Source organism: Paraburkholderia phymatum (assembly GCF_038900715.1).
Classification (GTDB): domain Bacteria; phylum Pseudomonadota; class Gammaproteobacteria; order Burkholderiales; family Burkholderiaceae; genus Paraburkholderia; species Paraburkholderia phymatum_A.
Genome location: NZ_JAYMRZ010000003.1, coordinates 194,762 through 220,244 on the forward strand (window position 1 = coordinate 194,762; position 25,483 = coordinate 220,244).

Annotated in this window: 22 protein-coding genes and 1 pseudogene; 8 read left to right on the top strand and 15 right to left on the bottom strand. The window is 61.4% G+C overall.

Features of this window, described 5'->3' with window-relative positions:
- Window positions 1-369 precede the first annotated feature (369 nt).
- The 9 genes and pseudogenes from VSR68_RS07215 to VSR68_RS07255 form a co-directional block, all read right to left on the bottom strand.
- On the bottom strand, window positions 370-873 hold the full coding sequence (locus tag VSR68_RS07215) for a DUF3331 domain-containing protein (RefSeq protein ID WP_342939160.1): 504 nt from the start codon (window positions 871-873) through the stop codon (window positions 370-372).
- A gap of 243 nt (window positions 874-1,116) precedes the next feature.
- Window positions 1,117-2,589 carry an efflux transporter outer membrane subunit gene (locus tag VSR68_RS07220; RefSeq protein ID WP_342939161.1) on the bottom strand — a complete coding sequence of 491 codons (1,473 nt, stop codon included), beginning with the start codon at window positions 2,587-2,589 and terminating at the stop codon, window positions 1,117-1,119.
- A 10-nt stretch (window positions 2,590-2,599) separates the two neighbouring features.
- Complete coding sequence (locus VSR68_RS07225; RefSeq protein ID WP_342939162.1) at window positions 2,600-5,809, bottom strand: efflux RND transporter permease subunit; 3,210 nt, start codon at window positions 5,807-5,809, stop codon at window positions 2,600-2,602.
- Window positions 5,810-5,822: 13 nt separating this feature from the next.
- Window positions 5,823-6,953, bottom strand: a pseudogene (locus tag VSR68_RS07230) (efflux RND transporter periplasmic adaptor subunit); the annotation flags it as partial.
- 528 nt (window positions 6,954-7,481) lie between these two features.
- On the bottom strand, window positions 7,482-7,874 hold the full coding sequence (locus VSR68_RS07235; protein WP_342939164.1) for a MarR family winged helix-turn-helix transcriptional regulator: 393 nt from the start codon (window positions 7,872-7,874) through the stop codon (window positions 7,482-7,484).
- Window positions 7,875-8,021: 147 nt separating this feature from the next.
- Window positions 8,022-8,996: an alpha/beta hydrolase gene (locus tag VSR68_RS07240; RefSeq protein WP_342939165.1), complete on the bottom strand. Its 975-nt coding sequence runs from the start codon at window positions 8,994-8,996 to the stop codon at window positions 8,022-8,024.
- 173 nt (window positions 8,997-9,169) lie between these two features.
- A complete protein-coding gene (locus VSR68_RS07245; RefSeq protein ID WP_342939166.1) occupies window positions 9,170-9,508 on the bottom strand; it encodes a hypothetical protein in 339 nt (112 codons plus the stop codon).
- 59 nt (window positions 9,509-9,567) lie between these two features.
- Entirely contained in the window at window positions 9,568-9,987 is a 420-nt protein-coding gene (locus VSR68_RS07250) for a hypothetical protein (protein WP_342939167.1), read from the bottom strand.
- 13 nt (window positions 9,988-10,000) lie between these two features.
- Window positions 10,001-10,537: a Tautomerase enzyme gene (locus VSR68_RS07255; protein ID WP_342939168.1), complete on the bottom strand. Its 537-nt coding sequence runs from the start codon at window positions 10,535-10,537 to the stop codon at window positions 10,001-10,003.
- Window positions 10,538-10,642: 105 nt separating this feature from the next.
- On the opposite strand from VSR68_RS07255, the gene VSR68_RS07260 reads away from it, so the two are divergent.
- The 7 genes from VSR68_RS07260 to VSR68_RS07290 all read left to right on the top strand — a co-directional run bounded on the left by VSR68_RS07260 (window position 10,643) and on the right by VSR68_RS07290 (window position 17,764).
- A complete protein-coding gene (locus VSR68_RS07260) occupies window positions 10,643-11,680 on the top strand; it encodes a GlxA family transcriptional regulator (RefSeq protein ID WP_342939169.1) in 1,038 nt (345 codons plus the stop codon).
- 214 nt (window positions 11,681-11,894) lie between these two features.
- A complete protein-coding gene (locus VSR68_RS07265) occupies window positions 11,895-12,377 on the top strand; it encodes a MarR family winged helix-turn-helix transcriptional regulator (RefSeq protein WP_342939170.1) in 483 nt (160 codons plus the stop codon).
- Between the two features lie 75 nt (window positions 12,378-12,452).
- Window positions 12,453-13,445, top strand: a complete 993-nt coding sequence (locus tag VSR68_RS07270) for a carbon-nitrogen hydrolase family protein (RefSeq protein WP_342939171.1) — start codon at window positions 12,453-12,455, stop codon at window positions 13,443-13,445.
- Between the two features lie 53 nt (window positions 13,446-13,498).
- Window positions 13,499-14,536, top strand: coding sequence for an alpha/beta hydrolase (locus VSR68_RS07275; RefSeq protein ID WP_342939428.1), 1,038 nt, complete (start codon window positions 13,499-13,501; stop codon window positions 14,534-14,536).
- 106 nt (window positions 14,537-14,642) lie between these two features.
- Window positions 14,643-15,575: an NAD(P)H-binding protein gene (locus VSR68_RS07280; protein ID WP_342939172.1), complete on the top strand. Its 933-nt coding sequence runs from the start codon at window positions 14,643-14,645 to the stop codon at window positions 15,573-15,575.
- A 21-nt stretch (window positions 15,576-15,596) separates the two neighbouring features.
- Window positions 15,597-16,949 (top strand): epoxide hydrolase family protein, encoded by a 1,353-nt coding sequence (locus VSR68_RS07285; RefSeq protein WP_342939173.1) that lies wholly within the window; start codon window positions 15,597-15,599, stop codon window positions 16,947-16,949.
- A gap of 173 nt (window positions 16,950-17,122) precedes the next feature.
- Window positions 17,123-17,764 (top strand): LysE family translocator, encoded by a 642-nt coding sequence (locus VSR68_RS07290; protein ID WP_342939429.1) that lies wholly within the window; start codon window positions 17,123-17,125, stop codon window positions 17,762-17,764.
- A gap of 4 nt (window positions 17,765-17,768) precedes the next feature.
- Here the strand turns inward: VSR68_RS07290 and VSR68_RS07295 are convergent, their stop codons facing one another.
- Window positions 17,769-19,121: an MFS transporter gene (locus VSR68_RS07295; protein WP_428983474.1), complete on the bottom strand. Its 1,353-nt coding sequence runs from the start codon at window positions 19,119-19,121 to the stop codon at window positions 17,769-17,771.
- 198 nt (window positions 19,122-19,319) lie between these two features.
- Between VSR68_RS07295 and VSR68_RS07300 the strand changes: the two genes are divergently transcribed.
- Complete coding sequence (locus VSR68_RS07300) at window positions 19,320-20,216, top strand: LysR family transcriptional regulator (protein ID WP_342939175.1); 897 nt, start codon at window positions 19,320-19,322, stop codon at window positions 20,214-20,216.
- A 17-nt stretch (window positions 20,217-20,233) separates the two neighbouring features.
- Here VSR68_RS07300 and VSR68_RS07305 read toward each other — a convergent pair whose 3' ends face one another.
- The 5 genes from VSR68_RS07305 to VSR68_RS07325 form a co-directional block, all read right to left on the bottom strand.
- Entirely contained in the window at window positions 20,234-21,919 is a 1,686-nt protein-coding gene (locus tag VSR68_RS07305) for a cation acetate symporter (protein WP_342939176.1), read from the bottom strand.
- Window positions 21,916-22,239: a DUF485 domain-containing protein gene (locus VSR68_RS07310; RefSeq protein WP_342939177.1), complete on the bottom strand. Its 324-nt coding sequence runs from the start codon at window positions 22,237-22,239 to the stop codon at window positions 21,916-21,918. Before VSR68_RS07310 ends, VSR68_RS07305 begins: the two co-directional genes overlap by 4 nt.
- A 161-nt stretch (window positions 22,240-22,400) precedes the next feature.
- Window positions 22,401-23,387, bottom strand: a complete 987-nt coding sequence (locus tag VSR68_RS07315; protein WP_342939178.1) for a nitronate monooxygenase — start codon at window positions 23,385-23,387, stop codon at window positions 22,401-22,403.
- Between the two features lie 34 nt (window positions 23,388-23,421).
- Window positions 23,422-24,630, bottom strand: a complete 1,209-nt coding sequence (locus tag VSR68_RS07320; protein ID WP_342939179.1) for a CoA transferase — start codon at window positions 24,628-24,630, stop codon at window positions 23,422-23,424.
- A 40-nt stretch (window positions 24,631-24,670) separates the two neighbouring features.
- A complete protein-coding gene (locus VSR68_RS07325; protein WP_342939180.1) occupies window positions 24,671-25,483 on the bottom strand; it encodes an oxepin-CoA hydrolase, alternative type in 813 nt (270 codons plus the stop codon).

Below are 25,483 nucleotides of genomic sequence, written 5' to 3' on the forward strand. Positions count from 1 at the left end.
CGATCGCAGTAAAAGTTCAGAGAGCAGATCAACGTGGCGTTTATCGTCGAGATTGCTAGTCCGAATCACCGCAATCGGCGCCGCGCTCCCGAACTGCCTTGCTTTTCGCCATTCGTTTCCAGCGCCTGAACCCATGCAAGCCGAAATGACAATCGAGACTGGCATCGAGTTCGTGTGCATAGGTGACGTTCGAGACGAAGGTCATGCCAATAGCGAAACATCGGGGCAGTTTAGAAATCTTCACTCGTGATATCTCCCCGGGCGCGCATGTGGACGTCACGCGCACCGTCAAACTGGCGGGACAAACGCTATGCAGAGGTTATGTCATGTACGCTCATGAGTCTGAGTCGGAACATGTCAGTACCAACGTCAAATAGCGCATGCCGCAGGCGTCAAACCGTCAACCGCGGGAACTGAATCTTCGCGCACTACTGCCGCGAGAATCATACGATCGCAATTCGCGGGTACATACGATTCGCAGGCACGCGGTCGGAACACGGAATCGCCGGGATAGATGCGCATGCCTGTCAACACGCAAAAGGACGATCTGCGTGCGACACCTTTCCGCCACACCTGATCAGCGTAGTGTCCGGATTGCGGATCGCTCCAGCGGACACTGAGCGTTTGCGATGTAAGCTGCTCGACAATGGAAACCCGAGCCGGGACCGATTCGCCAACGACGGGCTCAAATGTTCTGGTCGTCGTCGGACCGCTCCGGCGAAATTTCTTCTTGCGGATGTATGTATTCGGCGTGGCCTCCGACGCAAATGATTCCGGAGCCAAAAGAGCAATCAGCGCGCGTCGAACGATGTCGTCCTCATTTCGAAATGTCATAGCTTCACCTTTTCGGAAGTAGTCGCGATTGGCAACCATGCCGAGGCAACGCCTCCGTCGCTCGCGACTTTTACAAACATGCGAATGCATTGAACGGTGTCCATTAACCATCCCTCAAAAAGGCCACGTCGAATGCCTTTCAGGAAACAAGGTTAGGCTGATGGCGATGCACAGCACAATTGCACGATGGTGTTAGCCACAACTTCGTATAGGTTGAAAGCACGCTTTCCGCGGGTTCACTCTCCGCAACACGGCTCACGTTCGCTGGCGCCGCTGACCTCCTTAGCCGATGCCCGGAGCGTCGGCAGGCCGCGGCTCTTCACCTGAGCGCTCGATCCACCCGCCTCCAAGCGCACGATACAGATCGACAAGGCTCGTCAGCCGCTGCATCCTCGCGGTGATCAATGACTGGCGCGAAGCGTACAGGTCATTTTGCGCGGTCAGCACCGACAGATAGCTGTCGACGCCGCGCCGGTACCGCAGCTCCGACAGTTCGAGCCGGCGCTGTTCAGCTAGCGTGTCGTGCTGCCGGGCCTCGATCTCCTGATCGTACGTGCCGCGCGCCGCAAGCCCGTCAGCCACTTCGCGGAACGCGGTCTGGATCGCCCTTTCGTATTGCGCGACCTGGATCTTCTTCTGCACGTTAGCCAGATCGAGGTTCGCGCGGTTTTCGCCGCCTTGGAAAATCGGCACGGATATCTGTGGTCCAAAGGCCCACGCCGCGGAACCCGGCTTGAACAGCCCGCCCAGCGACGGACTGAGCGTGCCGAAACTGCCCGTCAGCGAAACCTTCGGAAAGAACGCTGCGCGCGCCGCGCCAATATTCGCATTCGCCGCGAGCAGGTTCTCTTCAGCTTCCATGATGTCTGGCCGACGACTCAACAAATCGGAAGGCAGGCCCGCCGGAATGTCCTCCAGCAAATCCTGACCATCGAGCGTCGCGCCCGGAGGCAGATCCGAAGGCAATGGTTCGCCGATCAGGAACACCAGCGAATTCTCGGCCTGAGCGCGCGCACGTTCCTGTGCCTGCAGGTTTGCCTGCGCCTCGTCGACTACCGTTTGTGCCTGGCGTAGGTCGAGTTCAGAACCCGTGCCATTGTCGAATTGCAGCTTTGTGAGCCCGTAAGAGTCCTGGGCGGTCTTTAGCGTGTCGCGCGTGACATCGAGTAGTTCATCGTAGGCGATTATCGTCAGATACTGGTCCGCCACCTCCGAAACCAGCGAGAGCTCGGCGGCCTTGCGAGCCTGCGATGTGGCCAGATATTGCGCGAGCGCCTGGTCCTTCAGGCTTCTGATCCGGCCAAAGAAGTCGATCTCCCAGGACGCGTTCAGGCCGACCGAATACACGTCTGAGACGGTGCGCGACGTAGGCGATAAATCTGCCGGCGTGCGCTGCTTGCTCTGCGAGGCCGCCGCATGGACTGTTGGAAACAATCCGGCGCGCGTGATCTGAAACTGTGCACGTGCAGCCTCGATGTTGAGCACCGAGACGCGCAGATCGCGATTGTTCTTCAGCGCAATCTCAATGAGTTGCTGCAGGCGCGGATCGACGAAGAAGTCGCGCCAACCGATGTCCGGCGCCGCCTGTCCGTTAGCCGAGCGCTTGCCGCTCTCTGCTAGCGGCTGCGTCTGATAAACGCCACCGTTCGGGAACGACGCCGCTACCGGCGCATCGGGGCGATGGTAGTGCGGCTCCATCGTGCAGCCGGTGATCAGGATCGCAAGCGCGATTGGCATCAACGAAAGTTCTCGCATTCCACTGTCCTCAACCGGCCGTTTCATCGTGAACACCCACCTCGACGCGTTCGCCGGAAGCATCGGGTTGGTGCGGCTCGTCGTGCGGGAACGCGTGAACCGAGTCATCTTTCTCACCGGAGAACATCGAGCGGACTACGACAAAGAACATGGGGATCATGAAAACGGCGAGGAACGTCGCCGTCAGCATCCCGCCGATCACGCCCGTGCCGATTGCGTGCTGGCTTGCCGATCCCGCACCGTTGCTGATGGCGAGCGGAAACACGCCGAGAATGAACGCCATCGACGTCATCAGGATCGGCCGCAGCCGCAAGCGGGACGCCTCGAGCGCTGCTGCCACGGGCCCCATGCCCCGGGTCTGCTGCAATTCCCGCGCGAACTCCACGATCAGGATTGCGTTCTTCGCTGACAGGCCCACTGTTGTCAACAACCCCACCTGGAAGAACACGTCGTTTTCGAGTCCGCGCAACGTCGCGGCCAGCAGCGCGCCGATCACGCCGAGCGGCACCACCATGATCACCGAGAACGGAATTGACCAGCTCTCATAGAGCGCCGCGAGACACAGAAACACGACGAGGATCGAGATGCCGTACAGCACGGGCGCCTGCGAGCCGGACTCGATTTCCTGAAGCGACAAACCCGTCCATTCGAAGCCGATGCCCAACGGAAGTTGCGCGGCGATCTTCTCCATCGCGCCCAGCGCCTGCCCGGTACTGCTGCCCGGCGCAGCCGCACCCTGAATTTCGACGGCCGACACGCCGTTGTAGCGTTCGAGCTTGGGCGAGCCGTAGGTCCACTGCCCGGTCGCGAACGCGCTGAACGGCACCATCCCCCCCGAAGCGTTGCGCACGTACCAGACATTCAGGTCATCCGGCGACATCCGGAATGGCGCATCACCTTGCACATACACCTTCTTGATCCGGTTGTCGGTATCGAGGAAGTTGTTCACGTATTGCGACGCCCAAGCGATCGAGAAAGTCTGGTCGATGGCAGCCGGAGTGACGCCGAGCGACAGCGCTTTCTCGCGATCGATATCCACCTTGAGCTGCGGCGTGTCGTTCAGACCGTTCGGGCGCACGCGAGCGAGCGCGGGATCCTTCGCAGCTATCTCCAGCAACTGGTTGCGCGCCGCCATCAGCACATCGTGCCCCACAGCCGCGCGGTCTTCGAGCTCGAAGTCGAAGCCGGACGCCGTCCCCAGTTCAGGTATCGACGGCGGGTTGACCGGGATGACCAGTGCAGTCTTGTACGGCGCGAACCGCGCAGCGAGTCGGGCGACCAACGCTTGCGCCTTCTGATCGGAGCGTTGCCGCACGGCGTAGTCCCTAAGCCGGATGAAGACGATACCGGAGTTCTGGGCGCGCCCTGCGAAGCTGAAGCCGTTCACGGCGAACGTCGATTCGACGATGGACTTCTCGTCGTTGAGCAGGTAGTCGGAAATATCGCTCAGCGTGTGTGCCGTGGTTTCCTGGGTCGAGCCCGCGGGCGTGCGAACCAGCACGAACAGGGTTCCCTGGTCCTCGTCCGGCAGGAACGACTTCGGCAGCTTCACGAACAGGAGCCCCACTGCGGCGATCACGGCGAGATAGATGATGAGCCAGCGGCCCGAGCGCCTGATCACGTGATGCACGCCAGAGTGATACCTGTCGCGGCTCCTGTCGAAGGTGCGGTTGAACCAGCCGAAGAAGCCTTTCTTTTCTTCGTGATGGCCCTGCGGGATAGGCTTGAGGATCGTCGCGCACAGCGCCGGCGTCAGAATCAGCGCGACCAGCACGGACAGCACCATCGCAGCCACGATGGTCAGCGAGAACTGACGATAGATCGCACCGACCGAGCCGCCCGAGAACGCCACAGGCACGAACACGGCGGCCAGCACCAGCGCGACGCCGATCAGCGCACCCGTGATCTGGCCCATTGCCTTGCGGGTTGCATCGCGTGGCGACAGGCCCTCCTCCGACATCACGCGCTCGACGTTTTCGACTACTACGATCGCATCGTCGACCAGCAGGCCGATTGCGAGCACGAGACCGAACATCGACAGCACATTGATCGAAAAGCCCACCGCGCTCATGATCGCGAACGTACCCAGCAGGACGACGGGCACGGCAATCGTCGGGATCAGCGTCGCGCGCAGGTTCTGCAGGAACAGGTACATCACGAGGAACACGAGCACGATACCTTCGAGCAACGTCTTGATCACATCCTCGATGGACAACTTCACGAACGGCGTCGTGTCATACGGATACTTGACGACCAGCCCATGCGGAAAGTACTTCGACAACTGGTCGATCTTGTCGCGCACGGCCTTCGCCGTCGCGAGCGCATTCGCGCCCGTCGCGAGGTAGATGCCGACGCCCGCGGCCGGTTGCCCGTTGTACTTCGTATCGATGTTGAAGTTCTCTCCGCCGAGCTCGACATGTCCCACGTCCTTGATACGGACCTGGGAGCCGTCCTGATTGACCTTCAGGAGGACGTCGCCGAACTGCTCGGGTGTGCGCAGCAAAGTCGCCTCCGTGATGGTGGCCTGCAGCGCCTGACCGGGGACAGACGGCGTGCCGCCGATCTGGCCGGAAGCCACCTGCACGTTCTGCGTCTGCAGGGCCTGTTCGACGTCGACCGGGGTCAGCCCGAAGTCGTCGAGCTTGTGCGGGTCCAGCCACACGCGCATCGCGAACTGCGTGCCGCCCAGGAGTGCCACCGTGCCGACGCCGTTGATCCGGCTGACGGGATCCTGCACCTTCGATGCCACATAATTGGCGAGGTCGTACTTGCTCATGCTCCCGTCTTCGGATACGAACGCGAGGACCAGCAAAAAGCTGCTGCTCGACTTGGTGACCTTCGTCCCGAGTTGCTGAACGGCCTGCGGCAAAAGCGGTGTCGCCAGTGACAGCTTGTTTTGAACCTGCACCTGCGCGGTATCGGCGTTCGTGCCGGCCGCAAAGGTCAGCGTGATGGTCGCGTTGCCGAAGTCGTCCGATTGCGACGAGATGTAAAGCAGATGATCGAGACCATTCATCTGCTGTTCGATCACCTGCGTGACGGTGTCTTCCACGGTCTTCGCGGATGCACCCGGGTACGTCGCCGTCACCTGAATCGACGGCGGCGCGATGGTCGGATACTGCGCTACAGGCAGCTTGAGGACTGATGCCGCGCCTGCCAGCATCAGGATGATGGCGATGACCCAGGCAAAAATTGGGCGATCAATAAAGAAGTTGGCCATGACTCCCCCGTTACCGCGCGGCAACCGCTTTCACGACTGCGCCCGGGCGAACCTTCTCGGTGCCCTGCACGATCACGCGATCGCCTGGGTTCAAGCCGCCTTCAACGATCCAGTTCGCGCCGGAAGTCGACGATGTCACGACCTGACGCAAGACCACCTTGTTGTCCTGCCCGATGACCAGCGCCGTTGCACGGCCCTTCTGATCATGCGCGATGCCGATTTGCGGCACCACGTATGCGCCTTGCCTGACGCCCTCCTGAATGCGCGCGCGCACGAACATGCCAGGCAGCAGAACATGGTTCGGGTTCGGAAAAAGTGCGCGGATCGTCACCGACCCGGTGGTCTGATCGACGGTCACGTCCGAGAATTGCAGCTTGCCTTGCAACGGATAAACGCGCCCATCTTCGAGAACCAGCGAGACGGCAGCCGCGTTCGGTCCGGCCGCGTCAAGCTTCCCCTCCTCGAATTCGCGGCGCAATCTCAAGCCATCGAGGCTCGATTGCGTCACGTCCACGTACATCGGGTCCAACTGCTGGATCGTGGCCATCAGTGTCGCCTGGCTCGTCTGCACATACGCGCCAGGCGTGACTTGCGATATGCCTACCCGGCCCGAGATCGGTGATATCACGTCCGTGTAGTTGACATTGATCTGCGCGGTATCGACGGCCGCCTGCGCCGCGGCAATCTCGGCTTCCGCCTGTCCAGCAGCAGCCACAGCGTTGTCGTACTCCTGCTTGCTGATAGCGTTTGCAGCCGCGAGCGGTTTATCGCGCTGAGCGAGGGCATCGGCAGCCATCGCGTTGGCTCTCGCCTTCGCGAGCGAAGCCTTTGCGCTATTCAACGCGGCGATATAGGGCGCCGGGTCGATCTTGTAGAGGCGTTGCCCTTCCTTTACGTCGTCGCCTTCTGTAAATCCGCGGTGCAGGACGATGCCGTCGACGCGTGCCCGAACCTGTGCAACAAGAAACGCATTCGTGCGGCCCGGCAGTTCGGTTGTCGTCGCGACCGCCTGCGGCGCGACTGTAATCACGCCCACCTCGGGTGGCCCCGGCGGATGTACAGGCGGCTTTTGCCCACATGCGGCGAGAGCTAGCGTCCCCGTCACCGCGCCTACGATTCCCAACTTGATCCGTGTGACATCCATAACCAATCCATACAAGTAGCAAAAATTCGAGCGCGTGTAGCCAGCAAACGAGGTATTACGGTTTCCCAGACAAGCTGTGCATATGCATACTTCCGTGTACGGTTAGTCAATCGACTCCGTTCGTAATCAGCAGAGGCGAACCTGAAGTGCGTGCAATGCGACCGGCGACAACGCAAAGGCGAAGCGGACTACGCCACTATCGCGCCGTCATCAGCCTTGAGGTGAACGCAGCGATAGCGAGGCTTCGGGGAGTGACCTGCGCAAAGGTGCAGGAGAAACGACTGTCTTCACGACGCCGGTTTTGACGTCGTAGACCAGTCTGGACACGAAGTGCATTAGTCATTGCAAATTCTTTACTCGTGAGCGGCCTTATACGCCGCGCCATATGAATGCGTACTGTGCATATGCACGTTCATGCGAATTTAGTGTATCCACACCATCCGAGCAAGAGGAATTGCGGTACATAAATTGCACTTCACTGTTTCAGAACTCTGGCGCTGTTGCGCTGGATTGGCCGCGCCCAAGCTGCTAATCCGCTGGCAGCTCGTTCGCGATCGACGACAACGCAGATGCCCCTTCTTTACCCAACATCCTTTTCGCCGTCTGCTGAGCTGCACGCCAGGCCGGCATGGCGGTCACCAGCAATTCACGCCCCGCATCGGACAGCACGATGGGACGACTGCGCCCATGTGTAGGCGTCAACTCCTCAACCCACCCCTGGTCCAGCAGCAGTTGAAGATTGCGTGTTGAAGTCGATCGCTCCAGATGATTGGCGCGGCCCAATTCAGCGCGGCTGCCACCGTTCATTCTGGCGATCAGGACGAGCATGGAAAATTGCGAAGAATTGACGTCATACGAGCGAAGTGCCCGATCATAGATGCCGGTAACGACACGCGAAATGGATCGCGTTCGTGTGAGCAAACAATGCCGGGTTACCTCCTCGACCAGGTCAGGCTCGAATCCCTGCTTGATCGGTGATCTGGTAGTAATACGCTGCACTAAAGTGTAGATGCCGCTGATGGAACATAGGTCAATGAATGCCGCTGGCTGCGTCGACGGCGCACTCGCTCAGTCACTCTCAGGACTGCTGCCCGCGCTGAACGCGGCCCGAACTTCGTCCACCGTCTGTTCAGGCGCTTGCAGATGCGGATAGTGGCCGAGCTTAGGGAGAATCGTAAGCTTCACACCGTTACGGTTCGCGTACTCAACGCCCATTTCCTTCTTGATGTAGATATCCTGCGCGCCCCACACCACCTTCACGGGGACCTTCAGCTTTGCCATATTGGCTTCGAAGTAGTCCTGGTCGCGGGTGAAGTAGGAGTAGTAGTGGTAGAAGGCGTCTGCCGATGTGATATCACCGCTCCATCCTTTCGCGATATCGTCCCTGAACTCCTGGGGCAACGCGTAGCGTTCCTGCGCCGACATGCCGCGGAAGAATGTGTTTGCCAGGATTTCGTCACGGTTCTTGTTCATCGCGGCATGCACGGCGTCAGACGACGGCTTGGACTTCAGGCCCTGCAGGCTTTCGTACATGTACTGCGGGCGGTTGAACGGGGCAAAGTCGCCAACGATGATCTCTTTGGCGATATTCGGTTGCTCCAATGCTGCTAACAGCGCCGGTAGCGCCCCGATATCGGTGGCATAGATCACCAGCTTCGAACTGTCGATGCCCGACGTGCGGATATAGTCTTCCAGCACATGGGCGTAATCCATCGGCGCATAGGAGAAGCGATTGGCGCCTGGACGTGAGGACTGTCCGTAACCCGGCCAGTCAAACGCATGTACCTCGTAGTCGCTGGACAGAGATTCGGCAATCGGTTTCCACGCATACATCGTCTCCGGGAAGCCGTGCAGGAAGAGTACCGTACCCTTAGGATGCGCGGGCCGATAGACCATATGACGCAGCTTGATGTCAGGATTGACCTGCACCTCGCCGACTTCAATCTTCGCCGCCGACGAGGATGACGCCGGCAGACTGGAGCATGCGGAAAGGCTCATAGCTACCGCGGAGAAGACTGTCGCCTTCGTTAAACGTTTGAACATGATCGGATTCTCGCTTAGTGCTCGTGTGACGCATGCAGTGCATACGCACGATGGGAGGCAATGTAGTGTAGATACATCATATGCCCAAGAGAAATTGCGTTGAGTAAAGTGCACTTCAATGTTCCAGAATTCCGGACGTCTGCTGAGTACTCGACAGTACGCTCCAGCGCCTTCTATTGGGGTGAAGTCGGATTTACAAGCTTGCTCAACGGCTTGAGTGGGCCTATCGGGAGGAGCGAGAACGTCATCAAATGTGCTTTCCCCAGGGGAAGTGCCTCGAGCATTTCATGTGCTTGGCCCACATCCGTAACGTTCAGGATGAATGCCACCCCAGCCCGGTCCTGCAGTGAATACCACTGATCAATCTTGCCCTCGAGGTAGAGCTGCGTCGTCTCGCGAACTTCGGTCGGAAGAATGTGTTGGACAAGCTGCATGTCCGTGCCCGGGGGAAAGGTGCCAATCGCCAATATCTTCGTGGTTGGCGTGGTTGGCATCGGAGTGGTGTGTGCCATGGAGACTCCAGCAGAAGCGGCCATCACGGACGCTGTTGTCAAATTAAGAAGAAGGCGTTTTATAGCGCCGCGGATTCGGGTCCCGTCAGATAGCAATCGCGGAAGCGCTCATCGACGCGTTGCCACATCAGTTTCGAAAACAGCAGCGCTGCGTTGAGCGGACGGTGATTGATGACCACGGAATCCGTCTCGCCCTGTTCGTTCAGATGTGCAACGACCACCGTCTCGATCGGCATGCCCTGAATCTGCGAGCGATAGGATTCCATGTACAAACCGTTGCCGATCTCGCCCTTGTAGCTGTGATGCTGGAATTCGTAGAGCGAGACTGCGTGTTTGATCACAGAGAGAATATCGGCTCGCCCCTCGATCGGACGCTTGAGGACGGTGGCTTCGAGCGTCGCGTTTTCGGCGAGGTTGGCCAGCCAGAGCGGCGGACCGCCAGCGGGTGCCATTACGGGGGCTGTGTCGTTGAATTTCATGCTGGGTGCTCCGTTACTGTTTGTTCGTGATGCCCGCGCTAGCGGCATCGAGCGCTGCTTCGAGCGTGATGCGCGCCTTCTCGCGGCGTCGCCGCGCGAGGCGTCCAGCCCCCGCACTGCGCTCGGACTCGCCCGCCAGCAGCGCATGAATGTCGGGCAGCGTCCAGATCGCGCCGCGCGTCCCCCACGCGCCATCAGGAATCTCGGTCGGGAAGACCCAGACGCGCGGCGCGACTTCTTCGAACGGCCGGTTCTCCGCGCGCGCCACCGCTTCCGTAACGCTTTTGACAAGCGTGCGACGCGATTCGTCGGTGTATTGCCCTTCAGGCGCAGACGGAATGATCCGGTAACGTATCGTGTTCGCGCGTTCACCGCCTATGTAAATCGCGGCAGGTCGATGAAGATGGAACACGGTGACACGCTGCGCGATCGGACTGGCGGGATCGTAGCCTTCCGCCTCGATGAGGATGTCGGTCAGTTCCTTGACGAGGCGCGCTTCGGCCTCAGGCGTCAAGGCGTTTTCGGGCCACAGTGCATCGATCATTGGCATGGTGCTGCTCCTGCTTTGGGTTCATCGGATGCGGCCATGATCGGGGTTTACTCGTGCGCCCGGAAGTGGCAGTATCGCCGTTATTCAAGGAATTTCAGACACGCAATGGCCATCGTCCGCATCTGGGTCTATGACGGAATTCTCGCGTCCGGCGTCGCGGGTCCTGTCGACGTGTTCAGCGCGGCCAATCAATTCCATGCGCGCAAGGCTGCGCCAGGCACGACGTCCGCGCCCGTGTTCGTGTGGCGCGTGGAATCGCTCGACGGGCGGCCCGTCATGGCAGCGTCAGGCCAGACCATTCACGTCGACGGCAAGATCGACCCGCGCAAACGGGCCGACGCCGTTCTGCTGACGGCACCGTTCTTCTCGAACATCGACGCGTTCATCGGGCGCCGCGAGCAGTTGAACGAACTGTCTTCCGCGCTGAGGCGCCAACGCAAGGCAGGCGCCGTGCTGGGGGCTTATTGCACAGCCAATTACCTGCTCGCCGAAGCCGGCCTGCTGGATGGCCGCGCCGCGACGACGCACTGGGCGAGAGCCGCGGACTTCGCGCGGCGCTATCCGCGTGTCGAAGTTCGCGCACAGGAACTGCTGATCGAGCAAGACGGCATCATCTCGGGCGGTTCCGTGACGTCGTATCTGAATCTCGCGGTGCGACTCGTCGAGACATTCGCTGGAGAATCGCTCGCGACGATGACCGCAAAGGCACTGTTGATCGACATGAACCGGACTTCGCAGGCTTCCTATGCAACGCTTCTCGATGAACATGGGCACACCGACACGCTTGTCGCGCGCGCCCAGCAGCAGATGGAGGCAACGTTGCAGCAGGGATTCCGGTTGAGTGAGCTGGCGGCATCGCTTGCTGTCAGCGAACGTACGCTCAATCGCCGTTTCAAGGAAGCGGTCGGGCTCGCACCGTTGACCTATCTGCAGAATCTGCGCATCGAGGTCGCGAAACGCTTACTGGAAACGCGACCAATTGGGCTCGACGCAGTGAGTCAGCGTGTCGGTTATGGCGATATCAGCACATTCCGGCAATTGTTCAAGCGCAAGACGGGATTGTCCCCGAGTGAATATCAAATGCGGTTTTCGCGTCCCGCGACGGCGGAGAGTGTAGAAGTCGAGCCAGGCAGCAACGGCTGAGGGCTCGCGGCATCACGCTACCGCCCTCGTCATTTCCCTCCCTCTCGCCCCGCACCTTCCCTTTGTATTCCAACGTATCTGCAAACGGATAGGGATACGCGCGCTTACACACGACCAACTTCAGGACACGAGCGGGATACGTTCGTCTGCTCAAATACGCCCATCGCGAGCAGAAGGCCGCGCCGCAAAAACTGGGCTTACCGAGGTAATGCATATGCAACACGAGCCGAACGGAACCGTTGAACTGGATCGAATTGCGGATCAACCGCTGAGCGGCCAGATCGCGCGCAATTGTCTGGTGACGCGCGCCCGGCAGATCTCCCGTGTCCTGACCTCCGTCTATGACGATGCGTTGCGGCCGCTCAGCATCGTGGCGCCGCAGTTCTCGTTGCTCGTGCTCATCGCGGAGTTCGGGCCCATTAGCCGCTCAGATCTCGGCCGGAGGAATCATCACGAGCGATCGACGCTAACAAGGAATCTGCAGCCGCTGATCGCGCAGGGCTGGGTTGCCGAAGGCGTCCCTGCTAGCGATGGTCGCAGCCGTCCTCTCTCGCTCACGCATGAAGGCGAGGTGCTGCTCAAAAGCGCCGCGAGCGCGTGGTCGGCTGCACAGAGCCACGCGACGCGACTTCTGGGAGAAAACGGTGCCCATGAGCTCATGAAAATCGCGCGCGATTTGCCGCTGCGCATGGTCTGAAATTTTTCGATCGATGTTGCATATGCAAGATCGACCAACGCCTGGTACCCCTACCCCCTCTTCAAGGAGTTTGTCATGAAAGTCGTCAAAGCCGCCGCCGTCCAGTTCAGCCCGGTGCTCTACAGTCGTGAAGCAACCGTTGCCAAGGTCGTGCATAAGATCCACGAACTGAGCCAGAAGGGCGTGCAGTTCGCCACCTTCCCCGAAACGGTCGTGCCTTATTACCCTTACTTTGCGGCTGTCCAGACGGGCATCGAGCTTCTGTCGGGCACCGAACATCTGCGCCTGCTCGAGCAGGCCGTGACCGTGCCGTCCGCCGCGACCGACGCAATCGGAGAAGCCGCGCGAAAGGCCGGCATGGTTGTGTCCATTGGTGTCAATGAGCGCGATGGCGGCACGCTGTACAACACACAATTGCTTTTCGATGACGACGGCACGCTGATCCAGCGCCGCCGCAAGATCACGCCAACGCATTTCGAACGGATGATCTGGGGCCAGGGAGACGGCTCGGGCCTGCGCGCCGTCGATAGCGCAGTCGGCCGAATCGGCCAGCTCGCATGCTTCGAGCACAACAACCCGCTCGCCCGCTACGCGATGATCGCCGACGGTGAGCAGATCCATTCGGCGATGTACCCGGGCTCGGCCTTTGGCGAGGGCTTCGCCCAGCGGATGGAAATCAACATCCGCCAGCATGCGCTCGAGTCCGGCGCTTTCGTCGTCAACGCAACGGCGTGGCTGGACGCCGACCAGCAGGCGCAGATCATGAAGGACACCGGTTGCGGAATCGGTCCGATCTCGGGCGGCTGCTTCACGACAATCGTCTCTCCTGACGGCATGCTGATGGCCGAACCACTTCGCTCGGGCGAAGGCGAAGTCATCGTCGATCTCGACTTCACGCAAATCGATCGCCGCAAGATGCTGATGGATTCGGCCGGTCACTACAACCGCCCTGAACTGCTGAGTCTGATGATCGACCGTACGCCGACCGCGCATGTTCACGAACGCGCTGCGCAGCCGATGATCGTCAACGACCAGGCGTCCGACGATCTGTGCACGCAGGCTGCATGATTCCGCGAATCTCGAACTGCCCCTGTATCGAAGGAGAACCTGCTTTGAAACCAATGATCGGGACCGGCTCCGCGAGCATCGTCGTTGCGGCGCTGATCACAACTGCTTCCCTCGGCTACGCACAGCCGTCTGCAACGGATACGCCCGTCGCAACGCATGCGCGCAAGCCTGTGAGCGCAAAGACCGACGTGTCAGACGGTACGCTGGTGAAGTCGCTGCCCGGATTCAGAAATGGCTATGCAACCGTAAACGGCGTGCGGCTGCATTATGTGGCGGGCGGCAAGGGTGAGCCGCTCGTGTTGCTGCCCGGTTGGCCGGAAACGTGGTGGACCTTCCACAAGATCATGCCGGCGCTTGCCGGTCATCACACCGTGATCGCCGTGGATTTGCGCGGCATGGGTGCATCGTCGAAACCCGCTGACGGCTACGACAAGAAAACGATGGCCGCCGATATCCATGAGCTGACGCAATCGCTCGGATACGACAAGGTTGCGATCGCGGGACACGACATCGGCTCGGCGGTGGCGTTCGCCTATGCGGAAAACTATCCCGAAGCCACCGACAAGCTGGTGATGATGGAGTTTCCACATCCCGACGAGAGCCTGCAGACGTTCCCGCTTCTGCCCGTACAAGGCGCATACGGTGACAGGCTCGGTTCGGCGCGCCCGAACCTTTGGTGGTTCGCGTTCAACCAGGTCAGAGGTTTGCCGGAGAAGCTGCTGGCAGGCCGCGTCCGGCTTGAACAGGACTGGCTCTTCCACTACTTTCTTGTGAATGAGAAAGCAGTCGACGCACGCGACCGCGCCGTGTATGAGCACGCCTATGATAGCGCCCCCGCAATTCGCGCAGGGAACGCGTGGTATCAGGCCTTCCCTCAGGACGTCAGCGACAACAAGAATTATGGCCAGCTGCAAATGCCCGTTCTCGTGATGGGCGGTCCCGCATACAAGTGGATGAAAATGGTCGTCGGGCAAAAGGCGGTCAATATGAGCGCCGTCGACATAGAGAACAGCGGGCACTTTATCCAGGAGGAGCAGCCCGAACTGGTCACGCAGACAATGCTCGGCTTTCTGCAAGACGCCCGCGAATGACGACCCGATCTTCGTGTTGATCAGCGTATGTACGCGCACATTTCCATGTCTACGTGTGTATATGCATACATAAATAACGTGAAGTTTCTCCTTGAAAGGATGTGATATGACAACGAAACCTGCCCATGATCGGCCCATTCTCGTGACCGGTGCCGGAGGCGCGATTGGTGGCATTGGCCGCAACGTGACAACGTCATTGCTCGCGAAGGGCTATAAAGTGCGGGCGCTGGTCCGCAAGGAAGACGAACGCGCGGATGAGTTGCGCCGCCTTGGCGCTGAAGTCGTGGTCGGCGATCTGACTGATCTCGCCTCGATGCACCGCGCGATCGAAGGCTGTTCGCGCGTCTATTTCGGCATGTCCGTCTCCGCGGCCTATCTCGAAGCAACCGTCAATTTTGCTGCCGTGGCGCGTCATCACGGCGTCGAAGCGATCGTGAACATGTCGCAGATGACAGTCACGGAGATGAGCATCACGGAGACGACCGACAGCCCTCAACATAAACTGCACTGGCTCGCCGAGCAGGTCTTGCAATGGTCGGGGCTGCCCGTCGTCACGGTACGGCCGACGGCGTTTCTGGAGAGCTTCTTCCTGACGCTTGGCGCGGCCGGCGTGCGCGACAACGACGAACTTGCACTGCCGCTCGGCAGCAGCAAGACGTCGCCCATTTCAGCCGTTGACGTCGCCAATGCCGTATCGGTGATTCTCGAAGACCCGGCGTCGCATATCGGCAAGATCTATAACCTGACGGGCCTCGAATCAACGGATCTCGAGCAGGCTGCGCGCGTCTTTTCGGATGCGCTCGGCCGGCCCATCCGTTACCGCAATGTGCCTGTCGCGCCGTGGTCCGAGAAATTGCGCGAACTCGGCATTCCTGCTCACGTCGTCGCTCATCTGGCCGTGATGGCCGACCTGCACGCTCAAGGCCGATACGACCGCATGACGAACGACCTCTTCGAACTCACGGGCCGTAAGCCCATGAGCATGTATGACTTCGTGAAGCTGCACGTCGCCGACTTCACCCGCAACGCAACACGCTGATCAAGGCAGGAGACCGATCCCATGTCAAAAGACACGCCCCAATCCTCATCGCGCCGGCACTTTGTCGGTATGGCCGCCGCGGCGCTCGCGGCAGGCTCGCTGAGCCGGCTCGCCTTCGCGGACACGAGCCCGGCAATCGGCAAGATCACGGAACCCGCAAACGGCGACAAGTCCGCGCTTCGCCCGTTCCGCGTTCACGTTCCCGACTCGCAGCTCGCCGACATGCGGCGTCGCATCAAGGCGACGCGCTGGCCCGATCGCGAGACGGTGCCCGACGAATCGCAGGGCATTCAGCTCGCCGCCATTCAGGGGCTCGCGCAATATTGGGCAAGCGGTTACGACTGGCGCAAATGCGAAGCGCGACTGAATTCGTATCCGCAGTTCATCACCGAGATCGATGGACTCGATATCCACTTCATCCATGTGCGCTCGAAGCACGAAAACGCGATGCCGTTGATCGTGACGCACGGCTGGCCCGGCTCGGTCATCGAACAGTTCAAGATCATCGACCCGCTCGTCAATCCGACCGCATACGGCGCACCGGCTTCGGACGCATTTCACCTTGTGATTCCATCATTGCCAGGCTACGGCTTTTCGGCGCGACCTACGACTACGGGCTGGGGACCGGAGCGTACCGCCCGCGCGTGGGTCACGTTGATGAAACGGCTCGGCTATGAACGTTTCGCTTCGCAGGGCGGCGATCTCGGCGGCATTGTCACGAACATCATGGCCAAACAGGCGCCGCCCGAGCTGATCGGCATTCACGTGAATTTCCCTGCCTCCGTTCCGGCCGAGATACTGAAGTCGCTGGCGGCGGGCGATCCGATGCCTGCCGGCTTATCGGACGAAGAGAGGCACGCGTACGAGCAATTGAGCGCGAACTTCAAGAAGAAGCGCGGCTACGCGTTCGAAATGGGCACGCGTCCGCAGACGCTCTACGGACTCGCCGACTCGCCCGTCGCGCTGGCGTCCTGGCTGCTCGATCATGGCGATGGCTACGGCCAGCCCGCTGCGGCGCTGAGCGCGGCCGTGCTCGGTCATCCCGTCAATGGACATTCGGCGGGCGCGCTGACGCACGACGACATACTCGACGACATCACGCTTTACTGGCTGACCAACACGGGTATTTCGGCGGCGCGCTTCTATTGGGAATCGCACGCGAACTTCTTCCTCGCGGCCGACGTCAACGTGCCTGCCGCTGTGAGCGCGTTTCCGGGAGAAAATTACCAGGCGCCGAAGAGCTGGACTGAAAAGGCCTATCACAACCTGATTTACTTCAACAAGCCCGAAACGGGCGGGCACTTTGCGGCATGGGAAGAACCGATGATCTTCGCGAATGAAGTACGCACGGGGTTGAGGCCTTTGCGTGCGTAATGTGCGAAGCGCTCCGATGCGCATGCGTCGGAGCGTTCGTCGTTTGGTTCGGTCATTTTCGACGAACACTGGCGCGCATGTCTGATATTCCTCGAAAGATGGCGACATTGCCACTTCCGCCAGTTTCACCAAAGCCCGATGATCGGGCGAACTTCCATTGCTGGTTCCCGAATATGACGGCAAACGCCTACTTCTCGACAAACCTGCTGCTTGCCTACGCAGCGTATTTCGTTGGCACCGCGAGTCCCGGGCCGAGCAACCTTGCAATCATCTCCACAGCGGCCAGTCATGGCAGGAAGGCGGCGCTAATGTTCGCACTCGGTGTCATTTCAGGATCGATGTTTTGGGCGACGGTGGCAACGCTAGGCGTGTCTGCGGCCCTGATCGCCTATTCTCAATTCATCATTGCAGTGAAGATTTTTGGCGGACTGTATCTCTTGTGGCTAGCCTTCAAATCCGGACGCAATGCGCTCGCGACTGCAGCTGCGTCCGTAGTGGCGGTGGAACGAACGCCGACCTTGACGAGCGTCTACTCACGCGGTGTGATGCTCCATCTCACCAATCCAAAAGCCATCCTCGTGTGGGTTTCGATTGTTGCTCTATCGTCGAACGGCACAGGGCCTACCCAGCCTACCCATAGTGCTCTGGTTATGGGCTGTGCGGCCATCGGATGTCTGGTGTTCGGCAGTTATGCGGTACTGTTCTCGACGGATTCGGCTCGCAGGATGTACGTGCGGACCCGCCGCGCCCTGGAAGGATGCCTGGCTGTGGTATTCGGGATTGCCGGCATCCGACTCCTGGCGTCGCGTCTGTAGAGCGCTATCGGTCAGCCCATCCCGCGCTGCCCAACCGATGCGAGCGCGCCATCAAACGCAGCCCGCTCGCGATTCCGCCTATGCCCGCGAAGATCGCGCCGCCAAGCAGCGCGAGTATCGGTCCGTGCTGGCCAGCCAGTCCAAAGCACAGCGCGACCAGCGCGGCGCCTGTGGCCTGGCCGATCAGACGCGAGGTCGCGACGACACCGCTGCGCGCATGAGGCGCGCTTGCCATCAACGCCTTGATGTTCGGAGACTGAAACAGGCCGAAGCCGACACCGCAGATCGCCATCCGCACCGCGATCGCGTACGCGGAAGGATGAGCGGGCAACAATGAGAGCGACACAAGGCCCGCGCACAGACAGGCGAGCCCGGCCGCGCCCAGCGCGCCTGGCGGATAGCGGTCTGACAGGCGTCCGGCAACGGGCGCCACGAGCGCTACGACAACCGGCCAGGGTGTAATCAGGAACCCCGTCTCGATCTGACTGAGGTGCAGCGCGTCCTCGAAATAGAACGGTAGCGACACGAACGCGAAGCCCTGCGCGGCGAACGCGCAAACGGCCGTCACGGCCGACAGCGCGAACTCGGGCCGCCGGAAGAGATCGACGGGCAGCATCGGCGCAAGTCGCGCTGCCTCGCGCCGCATCAGACACACGCCGAAAACGAGTGCGATGACGAGCGAGCCGAGCACGCGAATCGTGGGCGCACGCTGCCCCCCTTCACCGAGCGCGACAATCAGCGATGCAAAAGTGATGACGTTCAGCACGGCCGCAACGGGATCAAATGGATACGCGCCTCGGGGCGTCTGCGGCAGCGCTGGCAGCGCAAACGCGAGGGCAATGACTCCAAGCGGCACGTTGATCATGAAGAGCCATGACCACGACGCTGTCGAAAGGATTAGCGATGCGATGGTCGGCCCGACGGCAACCGACACGCCAACGACGAGCGCGTTGACCCCGACGCCGCGTCCAAGCCGGTGTCGCGGATACAGCGCACTGACGAGCGCAATGCTGACGCTCGTGATCGCGCTACCGCCCAGCCCTTGCAGAAGACGCGCGGCGGTGAGCAACGGCAGCGTCGGCGCCGCCGCGCAAGCCAGCGATGCGGCCGTGAACAGTGCCAGCCCGCCAATGTAGACGCGCCTGTGCCCGAAAACGTCGCCCAGCGCGGCGAAGGGCAGTATCGTCGCCACCATCGCAAGTTGGTAGCCGTTGACGATCCATACCGATTCGGCCGGCGTCACGTGAAGATCGGTTGCTATCGCGGGCAGCGCTGTGTTCGCGATCGCGGTGTCGAGCGTCGCCAGCGCAACCGCCAGCATGACGGCCACCATCGCGAAGCGGTTCGCGGCCGGCATTGGCGCATCAATGCCGGCTGCGCACGCATTGGAAAGGTCGGACAAGATGCCTCCTCGAATCGAACGAAACGTGATGTCGTCATTGTTCGACGCACCGCTCGGAAAGCGAGGCGAGCTTTGATTCCCGGGAGGAATACCGGCGCCGCGGTGATTGGATTTACGCTAGAGTGGGACTGGACAACGGCTGGCAGAGAATGAATGAGAATCGAAGACTTGCGCGTGTTCTCCCTGCTCGCTCAAACGCGCAACCTGCATCGCGTTGCGCAAAAAACGGGGCTGACGCAATCCGCCGTGTCGAAGATCCTGCAACGGCTCGAAGCGGAATTCGACACCCGCCTCGTCGATCGCAAGGGCCGTGGCGTCGAACTGACGGCAGCAGGACGCGTGCTCCTGGAGCGTGCCGCCAATGTCGGTGCGTCAGTCGCGCAAACCTACGCTGATATGGCGGCGGCGAAGTCTGCGTCGGCGGGCAAGATTCGCATCGGCGTCGTGCCGGCCCTGCTGGAATCCGCGCTACTGCCCATCCTCGCCCGTTATACAGCGCGCGAGAGCGCCGTCTCGTTCAGACTTTCCGTGCAGGTATCGGCGCTGCTGTTCGACGAACTGAAGGACGGGCAACTCGATCTCGCGCTTTGCTTCATGCCGGACACCATAGAAGACGAAGAACTCCGGTCCGATGAGATCGGCAGGCAGCGCTACCGGATCGTCGCGCGGCAAGGCCATCCGCTGGCGCATGCACCCGCCGATCCACGCCTGCTGCAAGGGGCGAAATGGCTGCTGCCGCTGCCGGGACATGGACTGCGCCAGATCGTCGATCGATACTTTCAGGACCACGATCTGGCGTCACCGCAGGCGGTTATCGAAACCGACGCGTCGATTTCGCTGCTGACAACGTTACTGCGCAATAGCGACCTGATTACCATGCTGACGGAGCAGATGCTCCAGACCTATGCGGGCCGCGATCTCGCCGCCCTGCCCTACGAAACGGTGCTATTCGAAAGCAGGATCCGGCTTTTCTACCGCAGGAAAACAACCATGTCGCCGGCCGTGCAGAGATTTCGCTCGACGTTGCATGAGGCACTGACTGGCCCTTGAATGCGATCGCTGGCGCCTCAATGGTCGACGGCTTTCATGGGCAGAAAGCCCGTCTGCCCATAAAACTCCTGCAAGGCAAAAGCTTCGCGCTCCCGTTGCGCGCGAGCACCGCGATCCAGCATCGAGAAGGCCCAGATTCCCGCGAACGCGAGGGGCACTGAAACCAGCGCCGGATTGTCGAGGAACACGGGCGTATGCGCGTGATGCAGCACGTCGACCCAAACCGATTTCGACAACAGCGTCAGCAGCACGGCAGAGGACAGCCCGAGCGCGCCGCCGATTACCGCGCCACGCGTCGTCATGCCCCGCCAGAAAATCGACGACACCAGCACCGGGAAGTTGGCGCTCGCCGCGATGGCCGCCACGAGGCCGACCAGAAACGCCACGTTGACGTGTTCGAAAAGGATGCCGAGTCCGATTGCGGCGACGCTCAATATCAGCGTGGCTACGCGCGAGATACGCATTTCATGTGCTTCGCTGGGTTTGCCCCGCGCGAGCCAGCACGCGTACAGATCGTGCGAAACCGTGGTCGCCCCGGAGAGCGTGAGGCCCGCCACCACGGCCAGGATCGTCGCGAACGTCACTGCGGCGATGAAGCCGTAAAACAGGTTGCCGCCCACAGCCTGCGCCAGCTTGACAGCAACCATGTTCGAGCCGCCGAGCAGATCGCGCGTGAGATTGAAGTGCCCGTCCGCCGCCGTCTTGAAGAACTCAGGATGCTGCGCGAGCAACGCGATCGCGGAGAAGCCGATGATGAAGGTCAGCAAATAGAAGTACCCGATAAACCCGGTAGCGACGAACACGGACTTGCGCGCCTCTTTCGCGCTGGGCACTGTGAAGAAGCGCATCAGGATATGGGGGAACCCTGCCGTGCCGAACATCAGCGCGATGCCGAGCGACAGTGCGTTGAGCGGGTCCTTCAGCAGCTTGCCGGGCGCCATGATACTGAGCGCGCCGGGATGAACGTCGACAGCGCGCCGGAACATCTCATCGGGACTGAAGCCAAACTGCGCCAGCGCGGTGATGGCCATGAAGGTCGCGCCGCACAACAGCAGCACGGCCTTGATGATCTGCACCCACGTGGTTGCCGTCATGCCGCCGAAGAACACGTACACCACCATCAGCGCGCCAACGATCACTTCCGCCATCCAGTACTGCAAGCCGAATAACAGCTGGATCAGCTTGCCCGCGCCGACCATCTGCACGACCAGATAAAAGACTACGACGACGAGCGACGTGCTCGCCGTCAACAGACGGATCGGTGCCTGCTCGAAGCGGTAGGCGACCACATCGACGAATGTATATTTGCCCAGGTTACGCAAGGGTTCGGCGAGCAGGAACATCACAAACGGCCAGCCGACCAGAAAGCCAATCGAATAGATCAGGCCGTCGAATCCGAACAGATACACCATGCCGGAAAGGCCCAGGAACGATGCCGCCGACATGTAATCGCCCGCGATCGCGAGTCCGTTCTGGAAACCGGAGATACCGCCACCCGCGCTATAGAAGTCGCGCGTCGTGCGCGTTTTGCGCGATGCCCAGCGTGTGATGCCGAGCGTCACGAGCACGAAGAGCAGGAACATGCCGATCGCAACGGGATTCAGTTCGACGTGACTGGGCACCGGACCTTCGATGCCCGACGCACGAGCGAGCCCAGCCGTCGATGCGAGACACGCGCACAGCAGGGAGCGAACGATCTTCATGCTTCACTCTCCTTCGGTGCGTCGAGGAGCAATGCGCGCATCGCAGGATCGAGCGTGCGGTTCGCGTGAAGCACGTACCAGCCTGTCAGCCCGATCGCCACCGCAATGATGCCGACGCCCACGACGACGCCGAGCGTGGTCGTCGCGCCCGCATACAACGGTCGCGCCAGCAGATGTGGCGCCACTGCGACGAAGAGGATGAAGCCGTAGTACGCGGCGATCATCAGCGCGGTCAGCCTGAAGCTGAAACGGCGGCGTGACGCGATGAGCCGCCGGTATGCGGGGCTCGCCTGGATTGAATCGATGTGGGTTTGCTGCATGCGTTTGTCTCCTGTCAGCCAAAGTTGGAGCTTTAGCCCCTTACCCTGGCACCATGCAAGTTGGTTGAGGCCTGTTGTCTGTCGTCGGAATGAAATGAGCCTCTCGAGCTCGATGCAACCGCTCTGCGGGCTTCTGTCGGCACCGCTTGCGTGCACGGGCGTCAGTGGCTGGCCAGCCGTCCCATCGCCTGCCGCATGTCGCTCTCGAACCGGCGCACGATGTCGGCAAGCGGCTCGACCTTGTCGGTGAACGCGAGCGACTGTCCCGCGGAGAGCAGTCCCTTCGACCAGTCGCCCGTCACGTACGCGTTGCGGCCGATCTTGCCCGCGACCATCGGCATCAGGTCCTGAATCGTGATGTCCGGGTTCTGTGCCTCGAGTGCCTTCACGGCGGCCGTCGTCTCGTTGCGCAGCGTCCGCACGGTATTGCGCACGGACTGCATGCACAGATCGGTATCGGTCGGTCCTGCTTCCACCAGACGGCGCTTGTAGTCGTCGTGCGCCCAGATCTCCTCGGCCACGGCGAAGCGCGTGCCGACCACCACGCCCGATGCGCCCATCGCGAGTGCCGCGGCAAGCTGCGAGCCGCGACCGATACCACCGCCGATCAAATAGGGAATGTCGAGCTGGCTCTCGGCCCATGCGGCGTTCACGAACGAGCCCACCATGTCGAGTCCGGGATGACCGCCGCATTCCGCGCCGACGATCGCCACAGCATCGACGCCGACGGCGGCCGCCTTGACCGCGAACCGAACCGCGGGCACCTTGTGCAGTACCCTGACGCCGGCCTCTTTGAGCAGCGGCATGAATTCCTCGGGATTGCGCCCCGAGGTTTCGACGCATTTCACACCTTCATCGACGATCAGCTCGAACACTTCGCGCGTTCTCTCGCCCGGAACGAGCTTCGGCAACATCGACACGTTGACGCCGAATGGGCCGCCCTCGCACAGTTCGCGGCAGCGTCGGATCTCGGCGCGCAGCGCATCAGGTTCAGGGAAGCTCGCGGCCGTGATGAAGCCGATGATGCCGGCACGCGAGGCGGCGCCGACATAGTCGGCATCGGCAAGCCACATCAGGCCACCGGCGACGATAGGGAGCCGCGTGCCAAACAGCTCGGTCACGGCGTTGGAAAAAGCGGTCTGGCTCATTGAAAGTCCTTGCGCAATAACGCGCGATCCAGCGTCACACGACGCCTTCTGTCTTCAGTTGCGAAAGCCGTTCGGCGGACAGCCCGAGCAGCGACTGGAGCACTTCGCTCGTGCCTTCGCCGAGTTTCGGCGGGGCGCTGCGCACCGGAAGGCGCGCACCGTCGAAGCGATACGGCGGCGCGAGCACGTGCGTGCTACCTGCTTCGGGATGCTCGAACGTCGTCAGCAACCCGCCTTGCGACGCGCGCGTCGAAGTGAGCGCCTGATGCAAGCCGAGCACTTCGCCGCACGGAATCCCCGCCCGCGCCAGCCGTTCGAGAAGCAGCGCGCGCGGTCTGCTGGCAATCTCGCGCTTGAGTTCGGGCACGAGTGTTTCGCGATGCGTCGCCCGCACGAGGTTCGTGCGATAGCGGTCGTTGTCGAACAGATCCGGCCGTTCGATCACCTCGCGACAGAAGCGCTCGTACTGGCCGTTGTTGCCGACCGCAATGACGAGCGGCCCGTCCTGCGCATCGAACACGCCGTACGGCACGATCGAAGGATGCGCGTTGCCATAGCGCGGCGGGTCTTCCCCCATTAACATCGACTCCAGCCCGTAATACGAAGTGATCATCAGGCCGCAATCGAACAGCGCCATTTCGACATGACGCCCCTTGCCCGTCTCCCGACGCTGGAACAGCGCGGCGAGCACCGCTTGCGCCGAATACATTCCAGTGAACAGATCGACGGCCGCCACGCCGAACTTGAGCGGCGGCTGATCGGCATCGCCGTTGAGCGCCATCAGCCCCGCCTCGCCTTGCAGCACCACATCGTAGCCGGGACGCGCCGCTTCCGGCCCGTGCCGGTCGTAGCCGGAGATCGAGCAGTAGATGAGGTCCTCGTGTCCTTCCTTGAGTTGCTCGTAGCCGAGGCCGAGCTTTTCGGCGCCGCCGAACTTGAAGTTCTGGATCACGACGTCGCTCTGGCGCGCCAGGTCTCGTGCGATCCGCTGCCCTTCTGGTGTTTGCAGATCGAGACACACCGAGCGCTTGTTGCGGTTCACGCTGTTGAAATAGGCCGTTTCGGTAGTGCCGACGCGTATGCCCCAATCGCGCGTGTCGTCGCCGCGCTTCGGATGCTCGACCTTGATGACTTCTGCGCCAAGATCGCCGAGCACCATCGCGCACCACGGCCCCGCCAGCACGCGGGATAGATCGAGAATGCGAACACCGGCAAGCGGCAGGGAGGAATCGAGGTTTGACATGAAAGATCCGGAATGACAAAGAGTGACGAAGGCACCGCGTCTAGTGAGAATCGACTTCGGACGCGCGGCGCAATGCTGAAAAATCAGCGGCGCGCTTGTCGAAGAAGGCGTTGATGCCTTCGGCGGATTCGTCGTCACCGAGCGACTCCGTCATGTATTGGGCTTCGAGTTCGAGTTGCGCTTCGACCGTGTTTCCGCCTGCCTGGCGGCACAGACTCTTGATCCGTGCGATCGCGCGCTCGGGTCCCGCCGCGAGTGATTGCGCCAGCGCAACAGCTTCCGGCAGCGCACTGCCCGGCTCCGCAAGACGGTTCGCGGCGCCGAGCGCGTGCATGCGTTCGCCCGTGACAGGCCGCCCCGTCAGACACAGCTCCGTCATCAGCTGACGGGAGAGGACACCGGACAGGAATGCCGTCGCGCCGCCGTCGGGCGACAAGCCGACCTTGACGTATGCCACAGAGAACGACGCATTGCGCGCGGTCACCAGCATGTCGCACGCGAGCGCGATCGAAAGCCCCGCGCCTGCTGCCGCGCCCTCGACTGCCGCGATCACCGGCTTGCTGCAGTCACGCAGCGCGCGAATCATGTCGTGCAGACTTTCGATGCCGGCGCGCCGCTCGGGCGGCGTCACCGCGCGCCGTTGCGCGAGCCGTTTCAGGTCGCCGCCCGCGCAGAACGCGCCGCCCACGCCCGTCAGCACGATCGCACCGACTTCCCGATCGTTTTGCGCCGCTTCGATGGCAGCCGGAAGCGCCTTGTACACCTCGGCCGTGAGCGCGTTGCGCGCGGAGGGATTGTTGAAGGACAGCACCTGCACTGCGCCTTCGCGGCGCGCAAGGATAGGTTCGTTCAT